The organism is Pseudomonas sp. 1121_17, from assembly GCF_052850745.1.
In genome coordinates this window covers 12,230-38,512 of record NZ_VXCX01000019.1, presented here as the reverse complement: position 1 = coordinate 38,512, position 26,283 = coordinate 12,230, and the positions used below count along the sequence as shown (strand labels likewise).

Sequence of the window (26,283 nt, the reverse complement as noted above, 5' to 3'; positions counted from 1 at the left end):
CAGACAAATGTTTCACATTATGTTGAGTAAGCTCGGGCAACGAACCTATCCCGTTGTTGCAGTCTAAGCACTGTCTTGTATTTAGGATGCCTGCCCTGTGAAATCGATGCTTGCCCTGTTGTCGTTGCTCGCCCTGCCGGTCATGGCCGCCGAGCCGACCCTTTATGGCCGTTACGAGTACATCTCGCTGCCGGAAATCGGCGGCCAGACGTTGAAGGCGAAGATGGACACCGGAGCCCTGACCGCGTCGCTGTCGGCCAAGGATATCGAGCGGTTTACCCGCGACGGCGAAGACTGGGTGCGCTTCCGCCTGGCGACCAAGGATGCCGATGGCAAGGTCTACGAGCACAAGGTCGCGCGCATCAGCAAGATCAAGGCGCGTGCCGATGAAGACGAAGAAGAGGGCGAAACTGCTGAGGCCGCCAAGCGCCCGGTAGTCGATCTGGAGCTGTGCCTGGGCGGCGAGAAGCGCACCGTCGAGGTCAACCTGACCGACCGCAGCAGCTTCAACTATCCGCTGTTGATCGGTGCCAAGGCGTTGCGTGAGTTCAAGGCGGCGGTCAACCCGGCGCGTAGATACACCGCAGGCAAGCCTGGCTGCTGAGGCGCCGCCCACGGCCAGGCAAAGGCAAGCTGCAAGTGCGAGCGGATCGGTGTAAGTTCACGCCATCCGCTTCGTCTTGAAGCTCACCGCTTGAGGCTTGCAGCCAGACCGTGGCCCACATTCTTATTGTTGAAGACGAATCGGCGATTGCCGATACCCTGATCTATGCCCTGCAGGCCGATGGCCACAGCACCGAGTGGGTTTCGCTCGGCAGCGCTGCGGTCGAGCGCCAGCGCCTGCTGCCAGCAGACCTGGTAATTCTGGACATCGGCCTGCCCGATATCAGTGGCTTTGAAACCTGTCGCCAGTTACGCCGTTTCAGCGAAGTGCCGGTGATGTTCCTGAGTGCCCGTGACGCTGAAATAGACCGCGTGCTGGGCCTGGAAATCGGTGCCGACGACTACGTGGTCAAGCCGTTCAGCCCGCGGGAAGTGGCGGCGCGGGTGCGGGCGATCCTCAAGCGCATGGCGCCGCGCAGCGAAACGCCCGCTGTGGCGACGCTGTTTCAGGTCGACACGCTGCGCATGCAGATCGTTTACCGTGGTTTCAGCCTGGCCCTGACCCGTCACGAGTTTCGCCTGCTGCAGTGCTTGCTTGAGCAGCCGCAGCGGGTGTTCAGCCGCGAGCAGTTGCTCGACGCGCTGGGGGTAGCGGGGGACGCTGGCTACGAGCGCACCATCGACAGTCATATCAAGAGCCTGCGCGCCAAGCTGCGCCAGGTCGCCGCTGACGCCGAGCCGATCCAGACCCACCGCGGCCTGGGCTACAGCTACAGCCCGGAACACGCCTGATGCGCCTGGGTATTCGGATCTTTCTGGTGTACTTCCTGTTTGTCGGGCTGGCTGGCTATTTTCTGCTCAATACCGTGCGTGAGCAGATCCGCCCGGTGGTGCGCCAGGCTTCCGAAGAAACTCTGGTCGACACTGCCAACCTGCTGGCGGAGATCCTCCACGACGACGTCAAGGCCGGGACCCTTGGCCAGAGCCGCTTGCCGCAGTTGCTTGAATCATACGGCCAACGCCGCCCCGGTGCGCAGATCTGGGGGCTGGCGAAGAATCAGGTCAGCCACCGCATCTACGTGACCGACGCCAATGGCATCGTCCTGCTCGACTCGGCCGGGGTCGATCTGGGCAAGGATTACTCACGCTGGAACGACGTCTACCTGACTTTGCACGGGCAATACGGTGCGCGCTCTTCACGCAGCGATCCGGATGACGAAAGCACCTCGGTGATGCACGTCGCGGCGCCGATCATGGATGCCGGCAAGATCATCGGCGTGGTCACCGTGGCCAAGCCCAACAGCTCGCTGCAGCCGTACATCGACCGCGCCGAGCGGCGCCTGCTCAATCTTGGCCTGGGCTTGATCATCCTCGGCCTGCTGGTCGGTGCGCTGTTGTCGTGGTGGCTGGCGCGCTCGCTGCGCAGGCTCACCCACTACGCCCAGGCGGTCAGCGAGGGTCAGCGCGCGGCGTTGCCGCATTACAAGGGCGGCGAGCTCGAGCAACTCGCCACCGCAGTCGAGCGGATGCGCACCGAGCTTGCCGGCAAGGCCTATGTCGAGCGCTATGTGCATACCCTGACCCACGAGCTGAAAAGCCCGCTGGCGGCGATTCGTGGCGCCTCCGAGCTGCTGCAGGGCGACATGCCCGCCGAGCAGCGGCTGCGTTTTGCCAGCAATATCGAACGTGAGAGCGGGCGCTTGCAGCAGATGATCGAACGCTTGCTGAATCTCGCCCAGGTCGAGCAGATGCAGGCTCTGGAGGATGAGCAGGAGGTGGCGCTGGCGGCGCTGGTCGACGAGTTGCTGCTGGCCCACGCAGCGCGTATCGACAGCGCTGGCTTGCAGGTGCGCCAGCGCGTGCCGGCGGCGGTGCGGTTGCGTTGTGATCCGTACCTGATGCGCCAGGCGTTGGCCAACCTGCTCGAGAATGCACTGGACTTCACCCCGGCGGGTGGGGCGTTGCTGTTCGAGCTGGAGCAGGGCGGCGAACGCGTCGCGTTGAGCCTGTTCAACCAGGGTGAGGCAATTCCGCAATACGCGATAGGGCGCGTCAGCGAGCGCTTCTATTCGCTGCCGCGACCCGGCAGTGGGCGCAAGAGCAGCGGTCTGGGGCTGAATTTTGTCGCAGAGGTGATGCAGCTGCATGGTGGCGAGTTGGCGGTGGATAACGTCGAGGGCGGCGTGCGGGTGAGGTTGTTGCTGCCGCTGCGGCGCATCTGTTGAATTACCGAGGCGCTCACCACAGTATCTCCACGCAATCTCCACATTGGCTCCCTGCTGGCTCCACAGGTGCGGCACAGACTGTGCCCATCGCCAACGGAGCCCCCACCCATGAACAAGACCCTGAGTTTCAAGCTCGGCATGATCGCCTTGCTGATGTTGCTGCTGTTGATACCGCTGCTGATGATCGGTGGCCTGATCGAGGACCGGCAGAACCTGCGCGACAATGTGCTGGCCGACATCGCTCAGAGCTCCAGCTTCGATCAGCTGATCTCCGGCCCACTGCTGGTGGTGCCGTACCGCAAGTACGAGCGGCGCTGGATCGACAAGGACGGCCAGAGCGTACAGGAGACGGTCACCGTTAACGGCCAGCTGTACTTCCTGCCGGAGACGTTCGACGCTGACATCAACATCGATACCGAACTGCGCGCCCGCGGCATCTATCAGGCGCGGCTGTTCCACGCCAAGAGCCAGATAGCCGGGCGGTTCAAGCTGCCCCAGCGTTGGGGCATCGACAAGGACTATGAGGACTACCGTTTCGACAAGCCGTTCCTGGTGGTCGGCATCAGCGACATCCGCGGCATCGAGAGCAACCTGGAACTGCAGCTGGATGATCAACGCCTGCCTTTCGCTGCAGGTACTGGTCTGGACTGGATGCGTGGCGGTGTGCACGTGCCGTTGCCGCAGTTCGATGGCCAGCAGGCGCGTGAGTTCACCTATGGCTTCGAGCTTGCCCTGCAAGGCACCGGGCAGCTGTACGTGCTGCCGATCGGGCGCAGCAGCAGTGTCGACATGCAGGCCAACTGGCCGCACCCAAGCTTTGTCGGCAGTTACTTGCCAAGCCGGCGCGAGATCAGCGGTGAGGGCTTCAAGGCCCACTGGCAGACCTCGTTCTTTGCCACCAACCTGGAAGATGCCCTGCGCCAGTGTGCGACGGTCGCCGACTGTAGCGAGTACAAGCAGCGCACCTTTGGCGTGAGCTTTGTCGACCCGGTCGACCAGTACCTCAAGAGCGAGCGGGCGATCAAATATGCGCTGCTGTTCATTGCTCTGACCTTTGCCGGATTCTTCCTCTTCGAGGTGCTGAAAAACCTCAGCGTGCACCCGGTGCAGTACGTGCTGGTAGGCGTGGCGTTGGCGTTCTTCTACCTGCTGTTGCTGTCACTGTCCGAGCACCTGGGCTTTGGCGCTGCCTATGGTTTGTCGGCGTCGGCTTGTGTGCTGCTGATCGGCTTCTACCTCAGCCACGTGCTGCGCAGTGTCTGGCGCGGGTTGGGCTTCGCTGGCGGGTTGGCGGTGCTCTACGCGATGTTGTTCGCGCTGCTCAGCGCCGAGGACTACGCGCTGTTGATGGGCTCGCTGCTGTGCTTTGGCTTGCTCGGCGTATTCATGGTCCTGACCCGACGCCTGGACTGGTCGCGGGTGGGGAGGTCGGCATGAGGGAGGAACGTGAGCTGGGGCGCCGGCTGGCGCTGCAGATCGGCCTGCTGTTTGCGCCAGGCCAGCGCTGAAAGAGGGGCCGCATTGCGGCCCCTTTTGCCGTCAGTCAGGCAGCTGGCGCAGTGGCGCGCAGCGAAGGCCGCTGCGACACTTCGGCGTACCAGGCCGCCAGGCCGGGCTGGCACTCACGCCAGCCGAACTCAGGCTGGCGCAGGTCCAGATAACCCAGCGCGCAGGCGACGCCGATGGCGACCATGTCGAACCCGGAGATCAGCTCGGCCAGATGCTCCTGCTCCAGGTTGGCCAGGCTGCGGCGGATCTTCTCGCTCTGCGCTTCGAGCCAGCCATCCCAGCGCTTGTCCTGCGGGCGCAGGAAGCTCTCGTAGCGGCTCGATACCGCCGCATCCATGATCGCGTCGGCCTGCGCCGCCAGGGTCAGCCGGCGCCAGCGGGCCGAGCCCTCACGCGGGATCAGCGGGGTGCCGACGTGCTGGCTGTCGAGGTACTCGCAGATCACCCGGCTGTCATGCAGCACAGTGCCGTCTTCCAGGCGCAGGGCCGGAATCTTGCCGATCGGGTTGTCCTGGTTGAGTTGCTCGTCGCCAGCCACCGGGCTGATATTCACTGCCTGCAACTGTACCCGCGGCAGTTGCCCGGTTTCGTGCAGCACCACCATGACCTTGCGCACGAACGGCGACAGCGGCGAGTGGAACAGGGTCATCGTGCTCATGGCCGGGCCTCAGTTGCCTTGCAGGCTGGGCGGCAGGCACACGCCGGTGCCAGCGATGCCGCAATAGCCGTTGGGGTTCTTGGCCAGATATTGCTGGTGGTAGGCCTCGGCGAAGTACACCGTTGGCGCCTGCTCGATCTCGGTGGTGATCGGGCCAAAGCCGGCCTTGTCCAGCTCAGCCTGGTAGGCCGCTTTGCTCGCGTTGGCTTGCTCGAGCTGCTCGGGACTGGTGCAGAAGATCGCCGAACGGTACTGGGTGCCGACGTCGTTGCCCTGACGCATGCCCTGGGTCGGATTGTGCAGCTCCCAGAACATCGCCAGCAGCTCCTGATAGCTGACCTTGTCCTTGTCGAACACGACCAGCACCACTTCGGTGTGGCCGGTCAGGCCCGAGCAGACTTCTTCGTAGGTTGGGTTCGGGGTGAAGCCGCCGGCATAGCCGACCACCGTGCTGACCACGCCTTCGCGCTGCCAGAAGCGGCGCTCGGCGCCCCAGAAGCAACCCAGGCCAAAGATGGCGAAATCGACGTTCTGAAAGAACGGCCCAAGCAGCGGCGTCTCGTTGAAGACGTAATGCATCTCGGGCAGGCTCATCGGCGTCTCGCGGCCAGGCAGGGCCTGTTCCGCAGTAGGCAGGACGTTTTTGTTCACCAGGATTTCCGAACGCAGGACCATGGCCGCTCCTCTGTATATTCAGTAGATGTAGGCAGGGGCCGTCAGCGCGCTGCTGCAGCCCGAATGACTTGTATAGTGCCCGAGACTGAGCGCGCTGTCAGGCCACTGGTCCGCGCGGGTAGCGCTTGAGGCGCTCAACCAGTTCGCGGCCGGGGATTGGTCGATCGAACAGGTAGCCCTGGCCGACGTCACAACGATGGCGGCGCAGGAAAGCCAGCTGCGCAGGGGTCTCGATACCCTCGGCAACTACCTTGAGCTTGAGGTTGTGAGCCATGGCCACCACCGCCGAGGTGATTTCCATGTCGTCCTGGTTGTCCGGGATTTCGTTGATGAAGCTGCGGTCGATCTTGATGATGTCGATCGGGAATTTCTTCAGGTAGCTCAGCGACGAATAGCCGGTACCAAAGTCATCCATCGCCAGGGTCAGCCCCAACGCCTTCAGTTCGATCAGCTGGCGGTGGGTGTCTTCGGTCGCCTCAAGCAGCAAGCCTTCGGTCAGCTCCAGTTCCAGCAAGTGCGAAGGCAGGCCTTCTTCCCTGATGATCGAGCCGATCGAGCTGACCAGCTCCGGGTCGGAAAACTGCTTGGGCGAAAGGTTGATGGCGACGTGCAGGTCACCCAGGCCAGCGGCGCTCAGTTCAAGGCTCATGCGGCACGACTGGCGCACCACCCACTTGCCGATAGGGATGATCAGGCCGGTTTCTTCGGCCACACTGATGAACTGATCCGGGCGGATCATGCCGCGCTCCGGGTGGTTCCAGCGCAGCAGCGCCTCCAGCCCGAGCAGGCGCCCGCTGCGCAGGCACAGCTTGGGCTGGTAGAACACCTCCAGCTCGTTCTGGGTCAGGGCGCGGCGCAGGTTGTTCTCGACGAACAGCTTGTAGCTGGCTTCGGCGTTGAGCACTTCGGTGAACACCTGCACCTGATGCTTGCCGTTGGCCTTGGCCTTGTGCAGGGCGAGGCCGGCGTTTTTCATCAGGGTCTGCGGGTCGCTGCCGTGCAGCGGCGCGCAGGCCAGGCCGACCGAGGCGGTGACGTTGATCAGCTGGTTGTCGACGAACATCGGCTTGTCGAGGGTGCGCAGCAGTTGCAGGGCAATGCTCTGGCCGCCCTCCAGGCTGGTGTGGTCGAGCAGCACGGCAAATTCGTTACTGGCAAAGCGCGCAAGGATGCCGCCGACGGTCAGACTGTTGCGCAGGCGTCGGGCCAGGCTCACCAGCAGCTTGTCGCCGGTCTGGTGGCCAAGGCTGTCGTTGATCCGCTTGAAGTTGTCGATGTCGACCAGCAGCAGGCACAGCGAACTGGCGCTGTCGCGGCTGAAGCGCTCATCGAGGTTGCGAATGAACGCCGGGCGGTTGCCCAGGTTGGTCAGGTTGTCGGTGTAGGCCAGGCGCTCGATGCGCTGCTGAGCCAGCTTGCTCTGGGTGACGTCTTCGTAGATGCCGATGTAGTGGGTCAACTCGCGGTTGTCCCCGTACACCTTGGAAATCGACAGCTGACCCCAGTAAGGTTCGAGGTTCTTGCGCCGGCTCTTGAATTCGCCCTGCCAGCTGTTGCCCATATCCAGGCTCGACGGCGAATCGAACAGCAGCTCGCTGAGGTTTTCCAGGGCCGGCAGTTCGGACAGGCGATGGCCCTGGACCTCATCGGTGCTGTACTGGGTGATCGCGGTGAAACTTGGGTTGACGTACTCGACCACGCCGTCGCGGTTGACCAGCAAAAAGGCGCTGGCGCTCTGCTCGACCGCCCGCTGGAACAGGTGCAACGCGCTGGCAGCGGTACGCCGGTTGTGGTTGGTGATGACCTGGGCGAACTGGTCGGCGAGCTCGCCGGCAAAAGCGATTTCATCCGACTGCCAGGCCCGCGGCATGCCGGTCTGCTCCAGGCACAGCACGCCGACTACCTGGCCGTCGACGCGGATACTGGCGTCGAGCATGGCGTTGTCGGAGGCCGGGAACAGGCTCTGCGCCATGTCGCGGGTGCGCGGGTCGTGGCTGGCGTTGTGCGCGTCGATGGCGCGGCTGGCATGCAGCGCTTCGATGTAGTCGGGGAACTGGCTGGCGTCGATCGGGACCGGTAGGCGATGCTCCTGGTCAAGCCGGTACCAAGCGGTAATCGGCTCCAGCTGCTGGTCATGCAGGTACCAAATGCTCGAGCAGTCGACGTTGTAGATTTCACAGGCGCTGCGGGTGATCAGCTCGGCGGCTTCGAGCAGCGAGTTGTCGGCGCTGTAGCGCTGCCGCGCCAGGCGCAGAATCAAGTCTTGCTGGGCCCGTACCCGCTCCAGATGCTCGAGCTGTTCCTGCTGTGCACGCTGGTTCAGCTGTAGGGCGATCTGCAGGCGGTTGTTGCGGGTTTCCAGGTCGCTGGCGGTCATGTTGATGCTGTCTTCGGCGTGATCATCCAGCACTGTCAGGTACCCGCGCAGCAGCTGCCGGCCATGCTGCTTGTAGACTTCGCCGCATTCGAGCAAACGCAATGGCGCCGGGCCAACGTGCAGGGTGTAGCGCACCCGGTAATGACCACGGCGCGACAGCTGCAGCTGGATCTCGTCATGCAGGCGATAGCGTGCTTCGGGCTCCATCAGGCTGGCATATGGCGAGCTGACCAACGCGCACAGCTCAGCAGCAGGCAGGCCGAATTGGCGGTCGCAGTTGGGGTCCAGGTAGAGCATGGCCCAGTTGGCTTCGTTGAGCCTTTCGAAACGCAGCATGCCCAGCCGCGAGGGCACGGGTAGCTGGGTCACGACCTCGGCCGCCACTCGGGTCGCGGCATCGGGTTGGCTTTTCATCGAAGACTCGCTTGAAGAGGGTGACAGGGCCTGGCAGGCAGCGCATCTGGCAAGGTTGCATCATGTCCCGAAGGCTGGCAAGCGGCCATGCCGGGCTATTGGCAGTTTATCGGCAGGGGCGTGAGTTTCTGCAGCCGGTTGCAGTTTTGCGGGCAAAAAAAAGCCCCGCCAGGGGCGGGGTTGAGGTACGAGCGTGGCAGCTCGAAAGTGGTGCCTGCTGCCCCGGCATGTACCGGGGCAGCAGTTGCAGCATTACAGCAGGATGGTGCGGATATCACCCAGCAAGTCGCTCAGGCGCTTGGTGAAACGCGCAGCAGCGGCGCCGTTGATCACACGGTGATCGTACGACAGCGACAGCGGCAGCATCAGCTTGGGCTGGAAGGCCTTGCCATCCCAGACTGGCTGGATAGTTGCCTTGGATACACCCAAGATCGCCACTTCCGGCGCGTTGACGATCGGCGTGAAGCCAGTGCCGCCAATGTGACCGAGGCTGGAGATGGTGAAGCAGGCGCCCTGCATCTCGTCGGCCGAAAGCTTTTTGGTACGGGCTTTTTCAGCCAGTGCCGCAGCTTCGCCAGCCAGTTGCAGCAGGCTCTTCTGGTCAACGTTCTTGATGACCGGGACCAGCAGACCATCCGGGGTGTCGACGGCGAAACCGACGTTGACGTACTTCTTGCGGATGATTGCCTTGCCGCTTGGTGCCAGCGAACTGTTGAAGTCCGGCAGCTCCTTGAGCAGGTGGGCGCAGGCCTTGAGCAGCAGCGGCAGTACGGTCAGCTTGACGCCGGCCTTTTCCGCTACGGCTTTTTGCGCGACACGGAAGGCTTCCAGCTCGGTGATGTCAGCCGAATCGAACTGAGTCACGTGCGGCACGTTGAGCCAGCTGCGGTGCAGGTTGGCAGCGCCGACCTGCATCAGGCGGGTCATGGCCACTTCTTCGACTTCACCGAACTTGCTGAAGTCGACCACCGGGATCGGCGGGATACCAGCACCACCGGTTGCACCGGCGGCGGCCGGAGCTTCCTTGGCCTTCTGCATCATCGCCTTGACGTAGACCTGCACGTCTTCCTTGAGGATGCGACCGTGCGGACCAGTAGCCGAAACAGCGCCCAGCTCAACACCGAATTCACGGGCCAGCTGACGTACCGCAGGGCCGGCATGGACCTTGGCGTTGCTGGCAGCAGCCGGGGCAGCAGCCTGGGCCGGTGCAGCAGCTGGAGCCGGTGCGGCGGCAGGTGCGGCAGCCGGAGCAGCCTCAGCCTTGGCCGGTGCGGCAGCAGCCTGGGCAGGGGCCGCAGCAGGTGCGGCGCCAGCGATCTTCAACTTGAGGATCAGGTCACCGGTGCCGACTTCGTCGTCCAGCTTGGCGATCACTTCTTCAACCACGCCAGCGGCAGGCGAAGGGATCTCCATGGAGGCCTTGTCGGACTCCAGGGTGATCAGCGACTGGTCAGCTTCGACGGTGTCGCCGGCCTTGACCAGTACTTCGATGATCTTGGCCTTGCCCGACGAGCCGATGTCCGGCACGTGGATGTCCTGCACGGTGGCAGCAGCAGGAGCTGCGGCCGGCGCAGGAGCAGCCTCGGCGGCTGGCGCAGGCGCGGCAGCCGGTTGTTCGGCGGCAGGCGCAGCAGCGGCCGGAGCCTCGGACGCCGCAGCGCCCTCGGCTTCCAGAACCAGCAGTTCGTCGCCTTCTTTCAGGCGATCGCCCAGCTTGACCTTGAGCTCTTTGACGATGCCGGCTTTAGGCGCCGGAATCTCCATGGAGGCCTTGTCGGACTCCAGGGTCAGCAGGCTCTGGTCAGCCTCGATGCGGTCGCCAACCTTGACGAACAGCTCGATGATTTCACCTTCACCGCTGCCGATGTCAGGTACGCGAATGAGTTCGCTCACTTAAAAATACTCCTCAGCAGTCCAGTGGGTTGCGCTTGTCCGGGTCGATGCCGAACTTGACGATGGCATCAGCTACCACCTTCGGTTCGATCTCGCCACGGTCAGCCAAGGCTTCCAGGGCAGCCAGCACCACGAAGTGACGGTCAACTTCGAAGAAGTGACGCAGCTTCTTGCGGCTGTCGCTGCGACCGAAACCATCGGTACCCAGGACTTTGAACTCTTTGCTCGGCACCCACTGACGGATCTGCTCGGCAAAAATCTTCATGTAGTCGGTCGATGCGATAACCGGGCCTTTGCGACCGGTCAGGCACTGCTCGACGTAAGTCTGCTGTGGCTTCTGGCCAGGCTTGAGGCGGTTGGCGCGTTCTACGGCGAGGCCGTCGCGACGCAGTTCGTTGAAGCTGGTAACGCTCCACACGTCGGCACCGACGTTGAACTCTTCGCGCAGGATCTTCGCAGCTTCACGGACTTCACGCAGGATGGTGCCGGAGCCCATCAGCTGAACGTGGTGTGCCGCGTCGCGGGTGTCTTCTTCGAGCAGGTACATGCCCTTGACGATACCTTCCTCGACACCGGCCGGGATTGCCGGCTGCTGGTAGGATTCGTTCATCACGGTGATGTAGTAGAAGATGTCCTGTTGCTCTTCGGTCATCTTCTTCATGCCGTCCTGAATGATCACCGCCAGCTCATAGCCGTAGGTTGGATCGTAGGTGCGGCAGTTCGGGATGGTCCCGGCCAGCAGGTGGCTATGACCGTCTTCGTGCTGCAGGCCTTCACCGTTGAGGGTGGTACGGCCGGCGGTACCGCCGATCAGGAAGCCACGGGTGCGGCTGTCGCCGGCGGCCCAGGCCAGGTCACCGATACGCTGGAAGCCGAACATCGAGTAGAAGATGTAGAACGGCAGCATCGGCTGGTTGTGGTTCGAGTACGAAGTACCGGCAGCGATGAACGACGACATGGCGCCGGCTTCGTTGATGCCTTCTTCGAGAATCTGACCTTTCTTGTCTTCGCGGTAGAACATCACCTGATCTTTGTCGACTGGCTCGTAGAGCTGGCCGACCGACGAGTAGATGCCCAGCTGGCGGAACATGCCTTCCATACCGAAGGTACGGGCTTCGTCCGGGATGATCGGAACGATGCGCTGGCCAATCTCTTTGTCCTTGACCAGCTGCGCGAGGATCCGCACGAAGGCCATGGTGGTGGAGATTTCACGGTCGCCCGAACCGTCCAGGATAGCCTTGAGGGTTTCCAGGGGCGGGGTCGGGATGCTCATGCTCTTGGCGCGGCGCTGTGGCACGAAGCCACCCAGGGCGGAGCGACGCTCGGCCAGGTAACGGGCCTCGGCGCTGCCTTCTTCTGGTTTGAAGAACGGCAGGTTCTCCAGCTCGTCGTCCTTGACCGGGATGTCGAAACGATCACGGAAGTGACGCAGGCTGTCGACGTCGACCTTCTTGGTGTTGTGCGCGGTGTTCTTGGCTTCGCCAGCACCGGTACCGTAACCCTTGATGGTCTTGGCCAGGATGACGGTCGGCTGATCCTTGTGGTTCACAGCCTGGTGGTACGCCGCGTAGACCTTGTACGGGTCGTGGCCGCCACGGTTGAGCTTCCAGATCTCGTCATCGGACAGGTCTTCGACCATGGCCTTGAGCTCTGGAGTGTTGAAGAAGTGCTGACGGACGTACGCGCCGTCCTTGGCCTTGTAGTTCTGGTACTCGCCGTCGATGACTTCGTCCATGCGACGTTGCAGGATACCGTCGACGTCCTTGGCCAGCAGTGGGTCCCAGAAACGGCCCCAGACCACTTTGTTGACGTTCCAGCCACCGCCACGGAACACGCCTTCGAGTTCCTGGATGATCTTGCCGTTACCGCGCACTGGGCCGTCGAGGCGCTGCAGGTTGCAGTTGATGACGAAGATCAGGTTGTCCAGCTTCTCGCGGCCAGCCAGGGAGATCGCGCCCAGGGATTCCGGCTCGTCGCACTCGCCGTCGCCCATGAAGCACCAGACCTTTTGCTTGCCGGCCGGGATGTAGCCGCGGGCTTCGAGGTACTTCATGAAGCGCGCCTGGTAGATCGCCTGGATCGGGCCCAGACCCATCGAAACGGTCGGGAACTGCCAGAAATCAGGCATCAGCCATGGGTGCGGGTAGGACGACAGGCCTTTGCCATCGACTTCCTGACGGAAGTTGTTCATCTGCTCTTCGCTGATCCGGCCTTCCATGAAGGCACGGGCGTAGACGCCAGGCGAGGCGTGGCCCTGGAAGAAGATCAAGTCGCCGCCGTGTTCGTCGGTCGGGGCCTGGAAGAAGTAGTTGAAGCCGATGTCATACAGGGTGGCACTGGAGGCAAAGCTCGAGATGTGTCCGCCCAGGTCCGAATCCTTCAGGTTGGTGCGCATGACCATGGCCAGTGCGTTCCAACGTACCAACGAGCGAATGCGGCGTTCCATGAACAGGTCGCCAGGCATGCGTGCTTCGTGGGTGACAGGGATGGTATTGCGGTATGGCGTGGTGATGGCATACGGCAGCTGGGAACCACTGCGGGTGGCCAGCTCGCCCATACGGGTCATCAGGTAATGAGCGCGGTCTTCGCCTTCTTTGTCGAGGACCGACTCCAGGGCATCCAGCCATTCCTGGGTTTCGATTGGATCGAGGTCTTGCATGGCTTGCTCCAGGGCGGAAAGGCAACCAGAATCGGCTGCCTGAGTTTGCGACTGGCCTTATGGGCAGACGTCGTGAATTCTTGGATTACCGGAGTGTGACCCGGCGCCGTGTAGTTTTACTACAAAAGCTTTCGCATTTCATGCTTTTACACGGTCGGGGTAGTAGTAATACTACAGAAATGCGACGTTTGGTCGCACCCTGGCTTGTGGGGAAAAACGTTCATGTTGGTTGGCGATGTAGCTGAGGCGGGTGGATCTTGATGTTTAATGCCAATGATTCGTTAATTTCAGCTATTTACAACTTTTGTATGACACTTCAACCGTGGTCCCGCTTCCCCGTAGCCAATTACACCCCTCTCTTTGTTGCCGATCAAGGATAGCCCATGCGTCTGCCTTTGCCTCTCGATCTGCCCGCTGGCTTGCAACCACTGGTCGCCCGTAATCAACAGCTGCTGAGCGAGGCGCTGAGCAATCAGGTCGATCCAGGCCTGACTACGTTGAGCGCCGAGCACCGGCATCAGTTCGAGCAGGTGGCCGCAGCCAGCGAGTTCATCTTCGATCAGGCTCAGCGCGAGCCAGGTGTGTTGCTCGAGCTGCTGGCCAGCGGTGATCTGGAGCAGGCCTATGCGCCGGGCGAGATGACCGCGCGGATTGCCGCAGTGGCCCAGGCGGCGCAGAGCGAAGAAGAGCTGGCGCGCAACCTGCGCCGGGCCCGCAACCGTCAGCAGATGCGCATCATCTGGCGCGACATTACCCGCCAGGCCGCGCTGGGAGAAACCTGCCGCGACCTGTCAGATATGGCCGACGCCTGCATCGATCAGGCTTACCAGTGGCTGTACCCGCGGCATTGCCAGCAGTTCGGCACGCCGATCGGCAACCGCAGTGGCGAGGCGCAGCACATGGTCGTGCTGGGCATGGGCAAGCTGGGTGCGGTCGAGCTGAACCTGTCTTCGGACATCGACCTGATCTTCGCCTTTGCCGAGGGCGGCGAGACCGAGGGGGTCAAGCGCTCGCTGGACAACCAGGAGTTTTTCACCCGTCTCGGCCAGCGCCTGATCAAGGCACTCGATCCGGTCACCGTCGATGGCTTTGTGTTCCGCGTCGACATGCGCCTGCGTCCCTACGGCTCGGCCGGCGCGCTGGTGCTGTCGTTCAATGCACTGGAGCAGTATTACCAGGACCAGGGCCGCGACTGGGAACGCTACGCCATGATCAAGGCGCGGGTAGTCGCCGGAGATCAGGCTGCCGGCGCCCAGTTGCAGGAGATGCTGCGGCCGTTCGTCTACCGGCGCTACCTGGACTTCTCGGCAATCGAAGCGCTGCGCACCATGAAGCAGCTGATTCAGCAGGAAGTGCGGCGCAAGGGCATGGCCGACAACATCAAGCTGGGCGCCGGTGGCATTCGCGAGGTCGAGTTCATCGCCCAGGCTTTCCAGCTGATCCATGGCGGGCGCGACCTGAGCCTGCAGCAGCGGCCACTGCTGAAGGTGCTGGCCACCCTTGAAGGGCAGGGCTATTTACCGCCTGCAGTGATTACCGAGCTGCGCGAAGGCTATGAATTCCTGCGCTATACCGAACACGCCATCCAGGCCATTGCCGACCGGCAGACGCAGATGTTGCCCGACAGCGACATCGATCGGGCGCGGGTGGCATTCATCCTCGGCTTTGCCGACTGGGACAGCTTCCATGCCCAATTGATGTACTGGCGCGGGCGCATCGACTGGCACTTCCGCCAGGTCATCGCTGACCCGGATGAAGACGAGGCCGAGGGCGAACTGGTGGTGGGTGGCGAATGGTCGCCGCTGTGGGAGCAGGCCCAGGATGAAGAGGCCGCCTGCCGCCAGCTTGAAGAAGCCGGCTTCGGCCAGCCAGCCGATGCCTTGCGCCGCCTGACCGGGCTGCGCGCCAGCCCGCAGCTGCGCTCGATGCAGCGCCTGGGCCGCGAACGTCTGGATGCGTTTATCCCGCGCCTGCTAGCTCAGGCCGTTGAACACGACAATCCCGACTTGGTATTGGAGCGGGTACTGCCGCTGGTCGAGGCGGTGGCGCGGCGCTCGGCGTATCTGGTGTTGCTGACTGAGAACCCAAGTGCCCTGCGCCGCCTGCTGACGCTGTGCGCAGCCAGCCCGTGGATCGCCGAACAGATTGCCCGCTATCCGCTGCTGCTCGATGAGCTGCTCAATGAGGGCCGGCTGTTCAGCCCGCCGTTGGCGCCGGAATTGGCCAGCGAGCTACGCGAGCGGCTGACCCGCATACCCGAAGACGACCTTGAGCAGCAGATGGAAGCCCTGCGCCACTTCAAGCTGGCGCACAGCCTGCGCGTGGCTGCCTCGGAAATCAGCGGCAACCTGCCATTGATGAAGGTCAGTGACTACCTGACCTGGCTGGCCGAGGCGATTCTTGATCAGGTGCTGGCCCTGGCCTGGCGCCAGACCGTGGCCCGTCACGGGCAGCCCAAACGCAGCGATGGCAGCCTGTGTGATCCAGGTTTCATCATCGTCGGTTACGGCAAGGTCGGCGGCATCGAGCTGGGCCACGGCTCTGATCTCGACCTGGTGTTCATCCACGACGGCGACCCGCAGGCTGAAACCGACGGCGCCAAGCCGATCGACAGCGCGCAGTTCTACACCCGTCTGGGCCAGCGCATCATTCACCTGCTGACCACCCAGACCAACTCCGGCCAGCTGTATGACGTCGACATGCGCCTGCGTCCCTCGGGCGCTGCCGGCTTGCTGGTCAGCTCGCTCGGTGCGTTCGAGCGTTACCAGCAAGGGGAAGCCTGGACCTGGGAGCATCAGGCGCTGGTACGGGCGCGGGTGCTGGTTGGCTGCAAGGACGTGGCGAGCGCGTTTGAAGCGGTGCGGGCGAAGGTGCTCGGCCAGCCACGTGATCTGGACAAGCTGCGCGCCGAGGTCAGCGAGATGCGTGCCAAGATGCGCGGCAGCCTGGGCACCAAGCAGACTGCGGCAGGCACCGCCAGCAATGCCTTCGAGGCTGGCGTGCCGTTCGATATCAAACAGGACGCCGGCGGCATCGTCGATATCGAGTTCATGGTCCAGTACGCGGCGCTGGCCTGGTCGCACGCGCACCCGGCATTGCTGCGCTGGACCGACAACATCCGCATCCTCGAAGAACTGGAACAGGCCGGGCTGGTGCCGGCCAGCGATGCAATATTGCTGCGAGAAGTGTACAAGGCGTTTCGCTCGGCCTCGCACCGCCAGGCCCTGCAGAAGCAGGCCGGGGTAATCGACGCCGCGCAGTTCGCCAATGAGCGCGCCGAAGTGCGGCGGATCTGGGCGCAGCTGGGCCTTAGCTGAACTGCCGGCACTGCCATCGTGGCCCTTCGCGGGCAAGCCTGCTCCCACAGGGTTATGAGCTGCTGAGGTCGTGCTCTTTGCGTAATTAGGCGCTAAAAGCCTTGGTCAATCACCAGTGGTACACTGTACCCCACCTAGCCTGAATATAAAGAGGGGAGACCGTGCTGCACTTTCCCCCAGCGTTCCTGGACAAAGCATGAGAATACTGATCATTGGCCCCAGCTGGGTCGGCGACATGGTAATGGCGCAGACCTTGTTCCAGTGCCTGAAGCAGCAGCACCCTGAGTGTGAGATCGACGTGCTGGCGCCCGAATGGAGCCGGCCGCTGCTCGAACGCATGCCCGAAGTGCGCCAGGCCTTGAGCTTCCCGCTCGGCCACGGCGCGCTTGAGCTGGCCACGCGCCGGCGGATCGGCAAGTCGCTGGCGGGCCAGTATGACCAGGCGATCCTGTTGCCCAATTCGTTGAAGTCGGCGCTGGTGCCGTACTTTGCCGGCATCCCCAAACGCACCGGTTGGCGCGGCGAGATGCGCTACCTGCTGCTCAACGACGTGCGCAAGCTGGACAAGGCGCGTTACCCGCTGATGATCGAGCGCTTCATGGCCCTGGCCTATGCGCCCGGCGCCGAGCTGCCGCAGCCGTATCCGCGGCCAAGCCTGCAGATCGAGGCACCGAGCCGCGACGCCGCGCTGGCCAAGTTCGGCCTGGCGCTGGACCGGCCGGTCCTGGCCTTGTGCCCGGGCGCCGAGTTTGGCGAGTCCAAGCGCTGGCCGGCCGAGCACTACGCCGAAGTCGCCGATGCCATGATCCGCCAGGGCTGGCAGGTCTGGCTGTTTGGCTCGAAGAAAGACCACCCGGTTGGCGAAGCCATCCGCGAGCGGTTGATCCCCGGCCTGCGCGAAGAGTCTTACAACCTTTCCGGCGAAACCTCGCTGGCCGAAGCCATCGACCTGATGTCCTGCGCCGATGCGGTGGTTTCCAACGACTCTGGGTTGATGCACGTCGCTGCGGCGCTTAACCGCCCGCTGGTGGCCGTGTACGGCTCGACCTCGCCGGGCTTCACCCCGCCCTTGGCCGAACAGGTCGAAGTGGTTCGCCTGGGCCTGGAATGCAGCCCGTGCTTCGACCGCACCTGCCGCTTTGGTCATTACAACTGCCTGCGTCTGCTCGAGCCGGGCAAGGTCATCGCCGCGCTGCACAATCTTGCCGGGCCGAACCGTATCGCTGTTCTGGCTGAGGTCGACTGAGTGCGGGTTCTGATCATCAAGACGTCTTCGTTGGGAGACGTGATTCATACCTTGCCGGCGCTGACCGATGCCGCTCACGCCATCCCCGGCATCCGTTTCGACTGGGTGGTGGAAGAGGGCTTTGCCGAGATCCCGAGCTGGCACCCAGCGGTAGACCGGGTGATCCCGGTGGCAATCCGGCGCTGGCGCAAGAACATCTGGCAGACCCTCAAGAGCGGTGAATGGAAAGCCTTCAAACAGCGCCTGCGCGAGCGCCAGTATGACCTGGTGATCGACGCCCAGGGCCTGGTCAAATCGGCCTGGCTGACCCGTTATGTCAAGGCGCCGGTGGCTGGGCTAGATCGCTTCTCGGCGCGCGAAGGCCTGTCCAGCCGCTTCTATGACCGGCCGTTGTCGGTTGCGGTCGGCCAGCATGCGGTGGAGCGCCTGCGCCAGCTGTTTGCCCTGGCGCTGGCTTACGACCTGCCTGAAGGCATCGGCAACTACGGCCTGGACCTCGACCGTCTGCAATTGCCACCCACGGCGCCGTTCGTGGTGTTCCTGCATGGCACGACCTGGGCAACCAAGCATTGGCCTGAGGCCTACTGGCGCGAGTTGGCCGAACGCATGGGCCGGCGCAACCTGCAGGTCTGCCTGCCGTGGGGCAATCAGGCCGAAAAAGACCGTGCCGAGCGCATCGCCCAGGGCTTGAGTAATTGCCAGGTACTGCCCAAATTGAATCTGGTAGGGGTGGCTCGTGTGTTGGCCGCAGCCAAGGCCTGCGTGGCGGTGGATACCGGCCTGGGTCATCTGGCCGCAGCACTGGATGTACCGACCATTTCCCTGTTTGGCCCCACCAACCCTGGTTTGACCGGCGCCTACGGACGTGTCCAGGTCCACCAGGCCAGCGACTTCCCTTGCGCGCCTTGCCTGCAAAAGAAGTGCACCTATAAACCGAGCGCCGAGGATCTGCGCCGGTTCGATATCAAACGCGAGTGGCCATTGTGCTTCACTCGCCTGAATCCCGAGCATGTGGCGAGCCGCTTGAGCGCGTTGCTGCTGGCTGAGGATGTTCGTTAATGCAACTGGCTTTCGTACTGTACAAATACTTCCCGTTTGGCGGGCTGCAGCGTGACTTCATGCGCATTGCCTTGGAGTGCCAGCAGCGTGGTCATCAGATCCGCGTCTATACGCTGATCTGGGAGGGCGAGGTTCCGCCTGGCTTCGAAGTGCTGGTGGCGCCGGTCAAGGCGATCTTCAACCATCGCCGCAACGAGAAGCTCAGCGCCTGGATGGCGGCTGACCTGGCCAAACGCCCGGTCGACCGCCTGATCGGCTTCAACAAGATGCCCGGACTGGATGTCTACTACGCTGCCGACGGCTGCTTCGAAGACAAGGCGCAGACCCTGCGCGGCAGCCTGTACCGGCGCTGGGGCCGTTACCGCCACTTCGCCGAATACGAGCGTGCGGTGTTCGCCAGGGATGCCCGCACCGAGATCCTGATGATTTCCGAAGTGCAGCAGCCGTTGTTCATCAAGCACTACGGCACACCGGTGGAGCGTTTTCATCTGCTGCCACCAGGGATTTCCCAGGACCGTCGGGCACCGGCCAACGCCGCTGAAATCCGTGCGCAGTTCCGTCAGGAGTTCAAGCTTGCTGACGATGACCTGCTGCTGGTGCAGATCGGCTCCGGCTTCAAGACCAAGGGCGTCGACCGCAGCCTCAAGGCGCTGGCTGCGCTGCCGACGGCGTTGCGCAAGCGCACCCGGCTGATGGTCATCGGCCAGGACGACCCCAAGGTGTTCCAGTTGCAAAGTGCCGCGCTGGGCCTGGGCGAGCAGGTGCAGTTTCTCAAGGGGCGCAGCGATATCCCGCGTTTCCTGTTGGGTGCTGACCTGCTGATCCACCCGGCCTACAACGAAAACACCGGCACCGTGCTGCTCGAAGCGCTGGTCGCCGGCTTGCCGGTGCTGGTCACGAAAGTATGCGGTTATGCCCATTACATCGCCGAGGCCGACAGCGGCCTGGTGCTCGATGAGCCGTTCGCGCAGGAGCAGCTCGACCGCTACCTGCAACGCATGCTCGAAGACGGCGAGGCCCGTGCGGCCTGGTCGCGCAATGGCCTGGCGTTCGCCGACAGCGCCGACCTCTACAGCATGCCGCAGCATGCCGCCGATGTGATCCTCAACCAGGAGCGCGCATGAAGCTGATATTGGCGCAGCCGTTCAAACGGCTGTGGGCCGGGCGCGATGCCTTCGAGGCCGCCGAGCAACTGCAGGGCGAAGTGTTCCGCGAACTGGAAGGCCGGCGCACGCTGCGCACCGAGGTCGAGGGCGCAGGTTACTTCGTCAAGATTCACCGTGGCATCGGCTGGGGCGAGATCTTCAAGAACCTGTTCAGCGCCAAGCTGCCGGTACTCGGTGCCGGCCAGGAATGGCGCGCCATCCAGCGCCTGCATGAAGTCGGCGTGCCGACCATGACCGCAGTCGCCTACGGCGAGCGCGGCAGCAATCCGGCGCAACAGCACTCGTTCATAATCACCGAAGAGCTGGCGCCGACCATCAGCCTGGAAGACTTCAGCATCGACTGGGTCAAGCAGCCGCCGCTGCCGCGCCTCAAGCACGCGCTGATCGCCGAAGTGGCGAAGATGACCGGCGGCATGCACCGCGCCGGGGTCAACCACCGCGACTGCTACATCTGCCATTTCCTTCTGCATACTGATCGCCCGGTGAGTGCCGATGACTTCAAACTGTCGGTAATCGACCTGCACCGCGCCCAGACCCGCAGCAGCATCAGCCGCCGCTGGCGCGACAAGGACCTGGCCGCGCTGTACTTCTCGGCGCTGGATATCGGCCTGACCCGGCGCGACAAGCTGCGCTTCCTGCGCGGTTACTTCCAGCAGCCGCTGCGTCAGATCCTCACCGAGGAGGCGCGCCTGCTGGCCTGGCTCGAAGGCAAGGCGCAGAAACTGTACGCGCGCAAACAACGCTACGGGGATGCACTCTGATGGCGGGTTGGACGCTGCTGCCGGAGTATCAACACCTGGCAGCAGATTTCGGCAGCCTCGAGGCAGTGTTCGCCATCGACGGCGAGCGCCTGACCCGCGACCCGCTCAGCGAAGTGGTGCGGATCCAGCGCGATGGCGTGTACTACTACGTCAAACGCTATACCGGCGCCGGCAAGCACCTGCGCCGCTACCTGGGCCGGCCGCGGATCAAGGCCGAGTGGCAGAACCTCAAGCAGTTCGCCAAGTGGGGCATTCCCACCGCCGAAGTGATCGGCTGGGGCCTGGAGCGCAATGGCCTGGCCTTTGGCCGTGGGGCGATGATCACCCGCGAGCTGCCGCGGACCGAAGATCTGTCCGAACTGGCCAAGCGCAATGATCCGCGCCTGGCCGACCGCGCCTGGGTCGACCACGTCAGCCGCCAGTTGGCCCGGCATACGCGGGTCATGCACGACAACCACTTCACCCATAACGATCTGAAGTGGCGCAACCTGCTGGTGGACGATCAGGGCACACTATTCTTCATCGATTGCCCGACCGGCGATTTCTGGCGCGGATTCATGCTCCGCCACCGCGTCATCAAGGACCTGGCCTGCCTGGACAAGGTCGCCAAGTATCACCTGTCGGCGACTCAGCGCCTGCGCTTCTATCTGCAGTACCGCGGGCACCAGCGGTTGAATGCCAGCGATAAACAGCGGGTACGCGAAGTGGTGCGCTTTTTCGAGGGAAGGGAATGACCGACTATCTGGCCAGCAGCGAGCTTGCCCTGCTGCAACGCCACGGCTTGAACGATTTCGAAGCGCTGTGGGCGCTGCAACTCGATGCAGTGGACGAACCCAACACCGGCCGTGGCGGCTGGAGCAGCGTGTTTCGCCTGGAGCTCGAGGGCAAGGGCTATTACCTCAAGCGCCAGCTCAACTACCTCACTCGCACCCTGCATCGGCCCTTCGGTGAGCCGACATTTGCCCGCGAGTTTCGCAATATCACGCGCTACCAGAAGCTGAAGATCCCGGCCTTGCAGGCGGTGTTTTACGGTGAGCGCAAGAGCAACGGCGAGCACCGCGCGATGCTCATGACCCGCGCCCTGGATGAGTGGAACGACCTCGACAGCCTGCTGGCGCAGTGGCCGCAGCTGGCCGCCGAAAAACGCCTGGGCATCCTCCAGGCCTGCGGCCAACTGGGGCGTACCTTGCACGCCGCCGGCCAGGTGCACGGTTGCTTCTATCCCAAGCACATCTTCCTGCGCGAGCGCCGCGAAGGCTGGCAGGCGCAACTGATCGACCTGGAAAAGACCCGGCCGCTGCTGCTTGGCATGCGCGACCGGCTGAAAGACCTGGAACCTTTGCTGCGCCGTGCCCGCGCCTGGAGCGAAGGCGATGTGCGCAGCTTGCTGGCGGCCTATCTGCAGCAACCGGCCGACAGCCCGCTGGTGACTACCTGGCTGCAGCGGCTGGTGCGCCGCCAGCATGAAAAAGAGGCCCGTTGATGCGTTTGTCTGAACTCAAGGCGGCTGGGCGCACGCCGAGCTTGCCGCTGAACATTACCTTGGCCGATGCTGCTGGCAGCGCTGAGCTGCAGCTGCTCAGCCTGCTGCGGGTGCTGCCTGGCCAACGCTATGTCGGCGCCGGGATCTGGCGCGGCAAGCCGGTGCTGGCCAAGCTGCTGGTTGGCAGCAATGCTGCACGGCATTTTCAGCGCGAGCTGGATGGCGTCAAGCTGATTGCCGCGCAAGGCTTGACCACTCCGCAACTGCTGGCTGACGGTCTGCAAGAGGGCGAGGGCGGCTGGCTGCTGTTCGAGTACCTCGAAAACGCCCAGAGCCTTGGCGCTGCCTGGGCTCAGGTCGAGGCGCTGGCGCCGCTGGCCGAACAGCAGCAACAGGTGCTCGGCGAGGCGCTCGGCGCGGTTGCGCAGATGCATGCCAAGGGGCTGTGGCAGGCCGATCTGCACCTGGACAACCTGCTCCGCCACAACGGCCAGTTGTACCTGATCGATGGCGCCGGCATCAAAGCCGAGACACCTGGCCAATGCCTGTCACGCCCGCGTGTGCTGGAAAATCTCGGCGTGTTCTTCGCCCAGTTGCCCAAGCGCCTGGAGCCGTTCACCGAGGAGTTGCTGGTGCATTACCTGCTGGCCAACGGCGAGCATGCGCTGCCGCTCGAAGCCTTGCAGAAGCAGGTCGACAAGGTGCGCGCCTGGCGCCTCAAGGATTACCTCGACAAAGCCGGTCGCGAGTGCAGCCTGTTCAGCGTCGAGCGCAGCCTGTCTGGCCTGCGTGCAATCGATCGAAAAGAAGTCGTCGCCATGCAGCCGGTGCTGGAACAAGCCGATAGCCTGATCGACCAAGGGCACCTGTACAAGACCGGCGGCGCCGCCAGCGTCGCCCGCGTCGAAGTTGGTGGCCGTCAGTTGGTGCTCAAGCGCTACAACATCAAAAACACCGCGCATTGGCTCAAGCGCTTCTGGCGGCCGAGCCGGGCCTGGCATTCGTGGATCGAAGGGCAGCGCCTGCGCTTTCTCGACATCGCCACGCCAAAGCCGTTGGCGGTGCTTGAACAGCGGGTCATGGGCCTGCGCAGCCGTGCCTATCTGGTCACCGAATACGCCGATGGACCGGATCTGCTCGAGTGTTTTGCGCCCTTCGTCGCCAGTGGCGATGCGCCCGACGAGCAGCTGCAGGCCTTGCTGAGGTTGATGCAGCAGTTGATCCGCGAGCGCATCAGCCATGGCGATATGAAAGGCCATAATTTGTTCTGGCAGGACGGCCAATGGTCGTTGATCGACCTCGACGCCATGTGCCAGCACGCCACTCAACTCAGCTTCGCGGCTGCCTATGCCCGTGACCGCGCGCGCATGCTGCGAAACTGGCCGAGTGACAGCGCCTTGCACAAGCGGATTGATCAGCTGTTGCCGCGGCTCGCCGAATAGGCTTCGGGCAGCGCCAGCCAGTCGCTGCTGCGGCCCGACTGGCGCACCCGGATGCGCCATTCGTCCGCCTGCCAGCGCAGCACCGCCCAAGGCTTGACGCCTGTCTGCTCAGCCGGGGGAATCAGCAGGTGGTACTGGTCTGCCAGCAAATGCTTGCGCAGGCCCAGTTGCCCGCTACGGGTCTGCAGGTACAGCTGCGGGCCATCAGCGTGCAAGCCCGCTGCGCTGCTCAAAGGGGTGCCGGCGCGGGCTGGCGTGAGCAGGCAGTCATGACACAACGCTGCCAGATCTGGCAGGCCGTCATACCAGAGCACAGGTGAGTCGATCACCCACTCGCCGCTGCGCAGGCGTTTGATCGGCTGCTGTAGATAGGCATCCGGTTGCTCAGGGTCGATAACCCGCCAGCGTTCGCCATCGAAGCTGACTTTGTAATGACTGCCGTGGTTGTCCCTGACGAAGTACAACGACAAGCCTCCAAACGCCGAAACCTGCTCGTAGACGCCGATGTCATGCACACCATCGACGCGATAGCGCAACGAGCTGGTGTCGACATTGACTTGGTAGCGGGCCGGCAATGGCAGTGGCGGTTGCTTGGGCAAGCCGCGCAGCGCTCGGCGCAGGACGCTGGTAGCGAAGAAGCTGCCGCCCGCATCCGTGGCATGGCTGATGGTGTTGTAGAGATGGCGCAACACGCCTTCCATATCGCCTCGCTGGTGTGCCTGGATGCCATCGCAGATGTCTAGGATCATTCGCCCGATCGATAACGCCATCAGGGCCTTGGCAGGCAGTACCAGGCTTATCAGGTCCAGCAACCGCCAGGACAGGTCGATGACTGACTGAACATTGACCTCGCGGGTCGTCCGGCTGCTGGTGTCGACTGCTGCAAGTTGGGCGCGGACCTCTGCCATATACAATGCGAAGAACAGATCGTCGTTAATGGCTGGCAGGCGTAGAGAACTGCCCAGGCCCCCTTTGAGCAACAGCCGTTGCAGCTCGCTCTCCTCGACCTGTGGTAGCCGAGCGGCCAGGTACTGGCGCAGCGCCGGTTTGTCACGCAGGGTGCGCAGCAATTGCCGGGTGCTGGAAAACTCGCGCCAGTTGCGTCGGTCTGGCGCGTCTGGGGTGTACATGAGAAACGACGGCACACTGCCTTGTTCAGTGTTTATCAGTAGCACCCCCTGCACCGTATGGCCCTGGATCAGTAGCTGCCGCACCACGACCGTATGGCCATCTACCGGCGGGCGGAGCGCGTTGTGGGGTTGGTCCAGTACCGCCGTTGCCCAGCGGTAACCACGCTCGGCGCGATGTTCGGCGAAGTGCCCGGCATACCGGGCCTTGACCGCTTCGGCACGCATTCGGGCGCGGTTGATTCGAGTATGGGCCAGCAGGCGCCAGCGGCCCGTGCGCGAGTCGACCAGTTGGGTGTAGAGAAAATCTGCATAGCGCCCGCCGGCATTGAGGCTGCGCACCAGTGTCTTCACGTAGGCCGGCGTCAGCTCCGGGGGCAGCGTGCGTGCCTCGGTATGGCTGACACGGGCGGTCAACCAGTAGTCGTAATTGAACCAGGCGAGGTTGACCAAGGCCAGATCGTCCAGTGGCAAGCGCTCGGTGACCATCTCAATGGTTTCATTGCCGACCTGTTTGAGGCCTTGCCAGGTAACGAACAGGGATGGGTTGAACGGGTAGGGCTGCGGCCCGACCTGGCGGGCGCGCGTGATGCTCACCGTTATGTCCTGTGGTAGCAGTTGCAGGCCGAAATCATTGAGCAGGCGCTCTTGCAGGCGGGCTCGCGTCCATGTCCTGAGATCGTTCTGCTGAATAAACTGCGCTTGGGTGGGGATGCCTGGAGCCGCGGCTCTTTCACTGGCCACCACCAGTTCCTGCATGGTCTGCATGATGTGACTGAGGCTTTGCGTGTCAGCTTCGCGCAGCCATGCCGGCATGTGTTTTTCCAGTAACCGCGAATAGCGCGTGTTCAGCGTTGCCTTGCTACCAAGATCATCCTCGAGCCTGAGTGCCGCCATGACCTGCGCGTGTCGCGTGGTGGTCGATGACGACTGGTCGTCGCCCCATAGCGACGGCAGGTTCAGGCGCTGGCGCTGGGTGTCGATCAGTTGCTGTACCTGCGCTTCGATCGGATCATCGGCATACCACTCATAACGCAGACGCTCAGCCAGACGCGCCTGCTCGGCGGATTGCGGGTCGGCGTACAGGTGCAGCAACGTGCTGCTGAGTAGAGGGTCGTCCAGCCGTTCGCACAGTTCGTCATGCAAGGCCTTGAGCGAGGGAAACACCTCGATGCCTTGTGACAGGCAGCACAGCAGTGCCTCGCCGGTTTCGCTGTCGGCGTCGAGCAGCGCGCCCTCAGGGGTGCCCGCGACGATCACCATCACCCCCGGCAGGTAGCTGCGCCAGTTGGGCTGCAGGTTCACCAGCAGGGGCCGGTAGACCTGAGGTCGGTGTGCTGCCGCTATCTGCTGGCGTTGCCAGGCGCGCGGTTGCTCGATGCAGGTGCGCAGCGGTGCGGCCTGATCGGCGCTCAGCGTGTCGTCAGTGATGCGTAGGTCGATTTCGGCCAGCAGGTAAATCTGGCGCAGGGCGATCAGCGATTGCTTGCGGTTCAAGCCTTGAGTATTGAGTTCTGACCAGTAGCTGGCCAGGTCGCTGTGGAGCTTGCGTCGCGTCTGCAGATCATTGTGCAGCGGCTGCTCGATGACCGGCAGGGGTTCGAGCAGCGCATTGATCTGGCTGGTGAGTGTTTGGATAAGTTTGAGAGGTTGCATGGCCCGCTCCTTG

General features: G+C 63.3%; 18 protein-coding genes. 12 read left to right on the top strand and 6 right to left on the bottom strand.

Annotated features, from left to right (window positions below):
• Positions 1–97: 97 nt before the first annotated feature.
• The 4 genes from rloA2 to creD all read left to right on the top strand — a co-directional run bounded on the left by rloA2 (position 98) and on the right by creD (position 4,265).
• Positions 98–604 carry a retropepsin-like aspartic peptidase RloA2 gene (gene rloA2 / locus FW789_RS23475; RefSeq protein WP_103435248.1) on the top strand — a complete coding sequence of 169 codons (507 nt, stop codon included), beginning with the start codon at positions 98–100 and terminating at the stop codon, positions 602–604.
• A 110-nt stretch (positions 605–714) separates the two neighbouring features.
• Positions 715–1,395, top strand: coding sequence for a two-component system response regulator CreB (gene creB / locus FW789_RS23470; RefSeq protein WP_103435247.1), 681 nt, complete (start codon positions 715–717; stop codon positions 1,393–1,395).
• Positions 1,395–2,828, top strand: coding sequence for a two-component system sensor histidine kinase CreC (creC, locus tag FW789_RS23465; RefSeq protein WP_186700479.1), 1,434 nt, complete (start codon positions 1,395–1,397; stop codon positions 2,826–2,828). The genes creB and creC overlap by 1 nt, the downstream gene beginning before the upstream one ends.
• Before the next feature lie 108 nt (positions 2,829–2,936).
• Positions 2,937–4,265 carry a cell envelope integrity protein CreD gene (creD, locus tag FW789_RS23460; RefSeq protein WP_186700477.1) on the top strand — a complete coding sequence of 443 codons (1,329 nt, stop codon included), beginning with the start codon at positions 2,937–2,939 and terminating at the stop codon, positions 4,263–4,265.
• A gap of 106 nt (positions 4,266–4,371) precedes the next feature.
• Here the strand turns inward: creD and FW789_RS23455 are convergent, their stop codons facing one another.
• From FW789_RS23455 to aceE, 5 genes are all read right to left on the bottom strand, one after another.
• Positions 4,372–4,995, bottom strand: a complete 624-nt coding sequence (locus tag FW789_RS23455) for a glutathione S-transferase (protein ID WP_446432116.1) — start codon at positions 4,993–4,995, stop codon at positions 4,372–4,374.
• Positions 4,996–5,004: 9 nt separating this feature from the next.
• Complete coding sequence (gene msrA, locus FW789_RS23450; protein WP_101322452.1) at positions 5,005–5,670, bottom strand: peptide-methionine (S)-S-oxide reductase MsrA; 666 nt, start codon at positions 5,668–5,670, stop codon at positions 5,005–5,007.
• A gap of 97 nt (positions 5,671–5,767) precedes the next feature.
• Positions 5,768–8,461, bottom strand: coding sequence for a putative bifunctional diguanylate cyclase/phosphodiesterase (locus FW789_RS23445; protein ID WP_446432115.1), 2,694 nt, complete (start codon positions 8,459–8,461; stop codon positions 5,768–5,770).
• 252 nt (positions 8,462–8,713) lie between these two features.
• Positions 8,714–10,354, bottom strand: coding sequence for a dihydrolipoyllysine-residue acetyltransferase (aceF, locus tag FW789_RS23440; RefSeq protein WP_101322450.1), 1,641 nt, complete (start codon positions 10,352–10,354; stop codon positions 8,714–8,716).
• A 13-nt stretch (positions 10,355–10,367) separates the two neighbouring features.
• On the bottom strand, positions 10,368–13,013 hold the full coding sequence (gene aceE / locus FW789_RS23435) for a pyruvate dehydrogenase (acetyl-transferring), homodimeric type (protein ID WP_103435242.1): 2,646 nt from the start codon (positions 13,011–13,013) through the stop codon (positions 10,368–10,370).
• A gap of 383 nt (positions 13,014–13,396) precedes the next feature.
• Here aceE and glnE point away from each other — a divergent pair, with 383 nt between their 5' ends.
• The 8 genes from glnE (at position 13,397) to FW789_RS23395 (ending at position 23,487) form a co-directional block, all read left to right on the top strand.
• Positions 13,397–16,330 (top strand): bifunctional [glutamate--ammonia ligase]-adenylyl-L-tyrosine phosphorylase/[glutamate--ammonia-ligase] adenylyltransferase, encoded by a 2,934-nt coding sequence (glnE, locus tag FW789_RS23430; protein ID WP_186700471.1) that lies wholly within the window; start codon positions 13,397–13,399, stop codon positions 16,328–16,330.
• Between the two features lie 196 nt (positions 16,331–16,526).
• Entirely contained in the window at positions 16,527–17,576 is a 1,050-nt protein-coding gene (waaF, locus tag FW789_RS23425) for a lipopolysaccharide heptosyltransferase II (RefSeq protein WP_186700469.1), read from the top strand.
• Entirely contained in the window at positions 17,577–18,635 is a 1,059-nt protein-coding gene (gene waaC, locus FW789_RS23420; RefSeq protein WP_150573398.1) for a lipopolysaccharide heptosyltransferase I, read from the top strand.
• Positions 18,635–19,759, top strand: a complete 1,125-nt coding sequence (locus FW789_RS23415; protein WP_446432114.1) for a glycosyltransferase family 4 protein — start codon at positions 18,635–18,637, stop codon at positions 19,757–19,759. Before waaC ends, FW789_RS23415 begins: the two co-directional genes overlap by 1 nt.
• Positions 19,756–20,562 carry a lipopolysaccharide core heptose(I) kinase RfaP gene (gene rfaP / locus FW789_RS23410; protein WP_103435237.1) on the top strand — a complete coding sequence of 269 codons (807 nt, stop codon included), beginning with the start codon at positions 19,756–19,758 and terminating at the stop codon, positions 20,560–20,562. The genes FW789_RS23415 and rfaP overlap by 4 nt, the downstream gene beginning before the upstream one ends.
• Positions 20,562–21,296: a lipopolysaccharide kinase InaA family protein gene (locus tag FW789_RS23405; RefSeq protein WP_103435236.1), complete on the top strand. Its 735-nt coding sequence runs from the start codon at positions 20,562–20,564 to the stop codon at positions 21,294–21,296. The genes rfaP and FW789_RS23405 overlap by 1 nt, the downstream gene beginning before the upstream one ends.
• The gene (locus FW789_RS23400; RefSeq protein ID WP_103435235.1) at positions 21,293–22,045 is read left to right on the top strand and encodes a lipopolysaccharide kinase InaA family protein; all 753 of its coding nucleotides are present in this window, start codon (positions 21,293–21,295) and stop codon (positions 22,043–22,045) included. Before FW789_RS23405 ends, FW789_RS23400 begins: the two co-directional genes overlap by 4 nt.
• Entirely contained in the window at positions 22,045–23,487 is a 1,443-nt protein-coding gene (locus FW789_RS23395; protein WP_411564179.1) for a lipopolysaccharide kinase InaA family protein, read from the top strand. The genes FW789_RS23400 and FW789_RS23395 overlap by 1 nt, the downstream gene beginning before the upstream one ends.
• Here FW789_RS23395 and FW789_RS23390 read toward each other — a convergent pair.
• Positions 23,460–26,270, bottom strand: a complete 2,811-nt coding sequence (locus FW789_RS23390) for a dermonecrotic toxin domain-containing protein (RefSeq protein WP_446432113.1) — start codon at positions 26,268–26,270, stop codon at positions 23,460–23,462. The two genes, FW789_RS23395 and FW789_RS23390, sit on opposite strands and share 28 nt — an antisense overlap.
• Between the last annotated feature and the right edge of the window lie 13 nt (positions 26,271–26,283).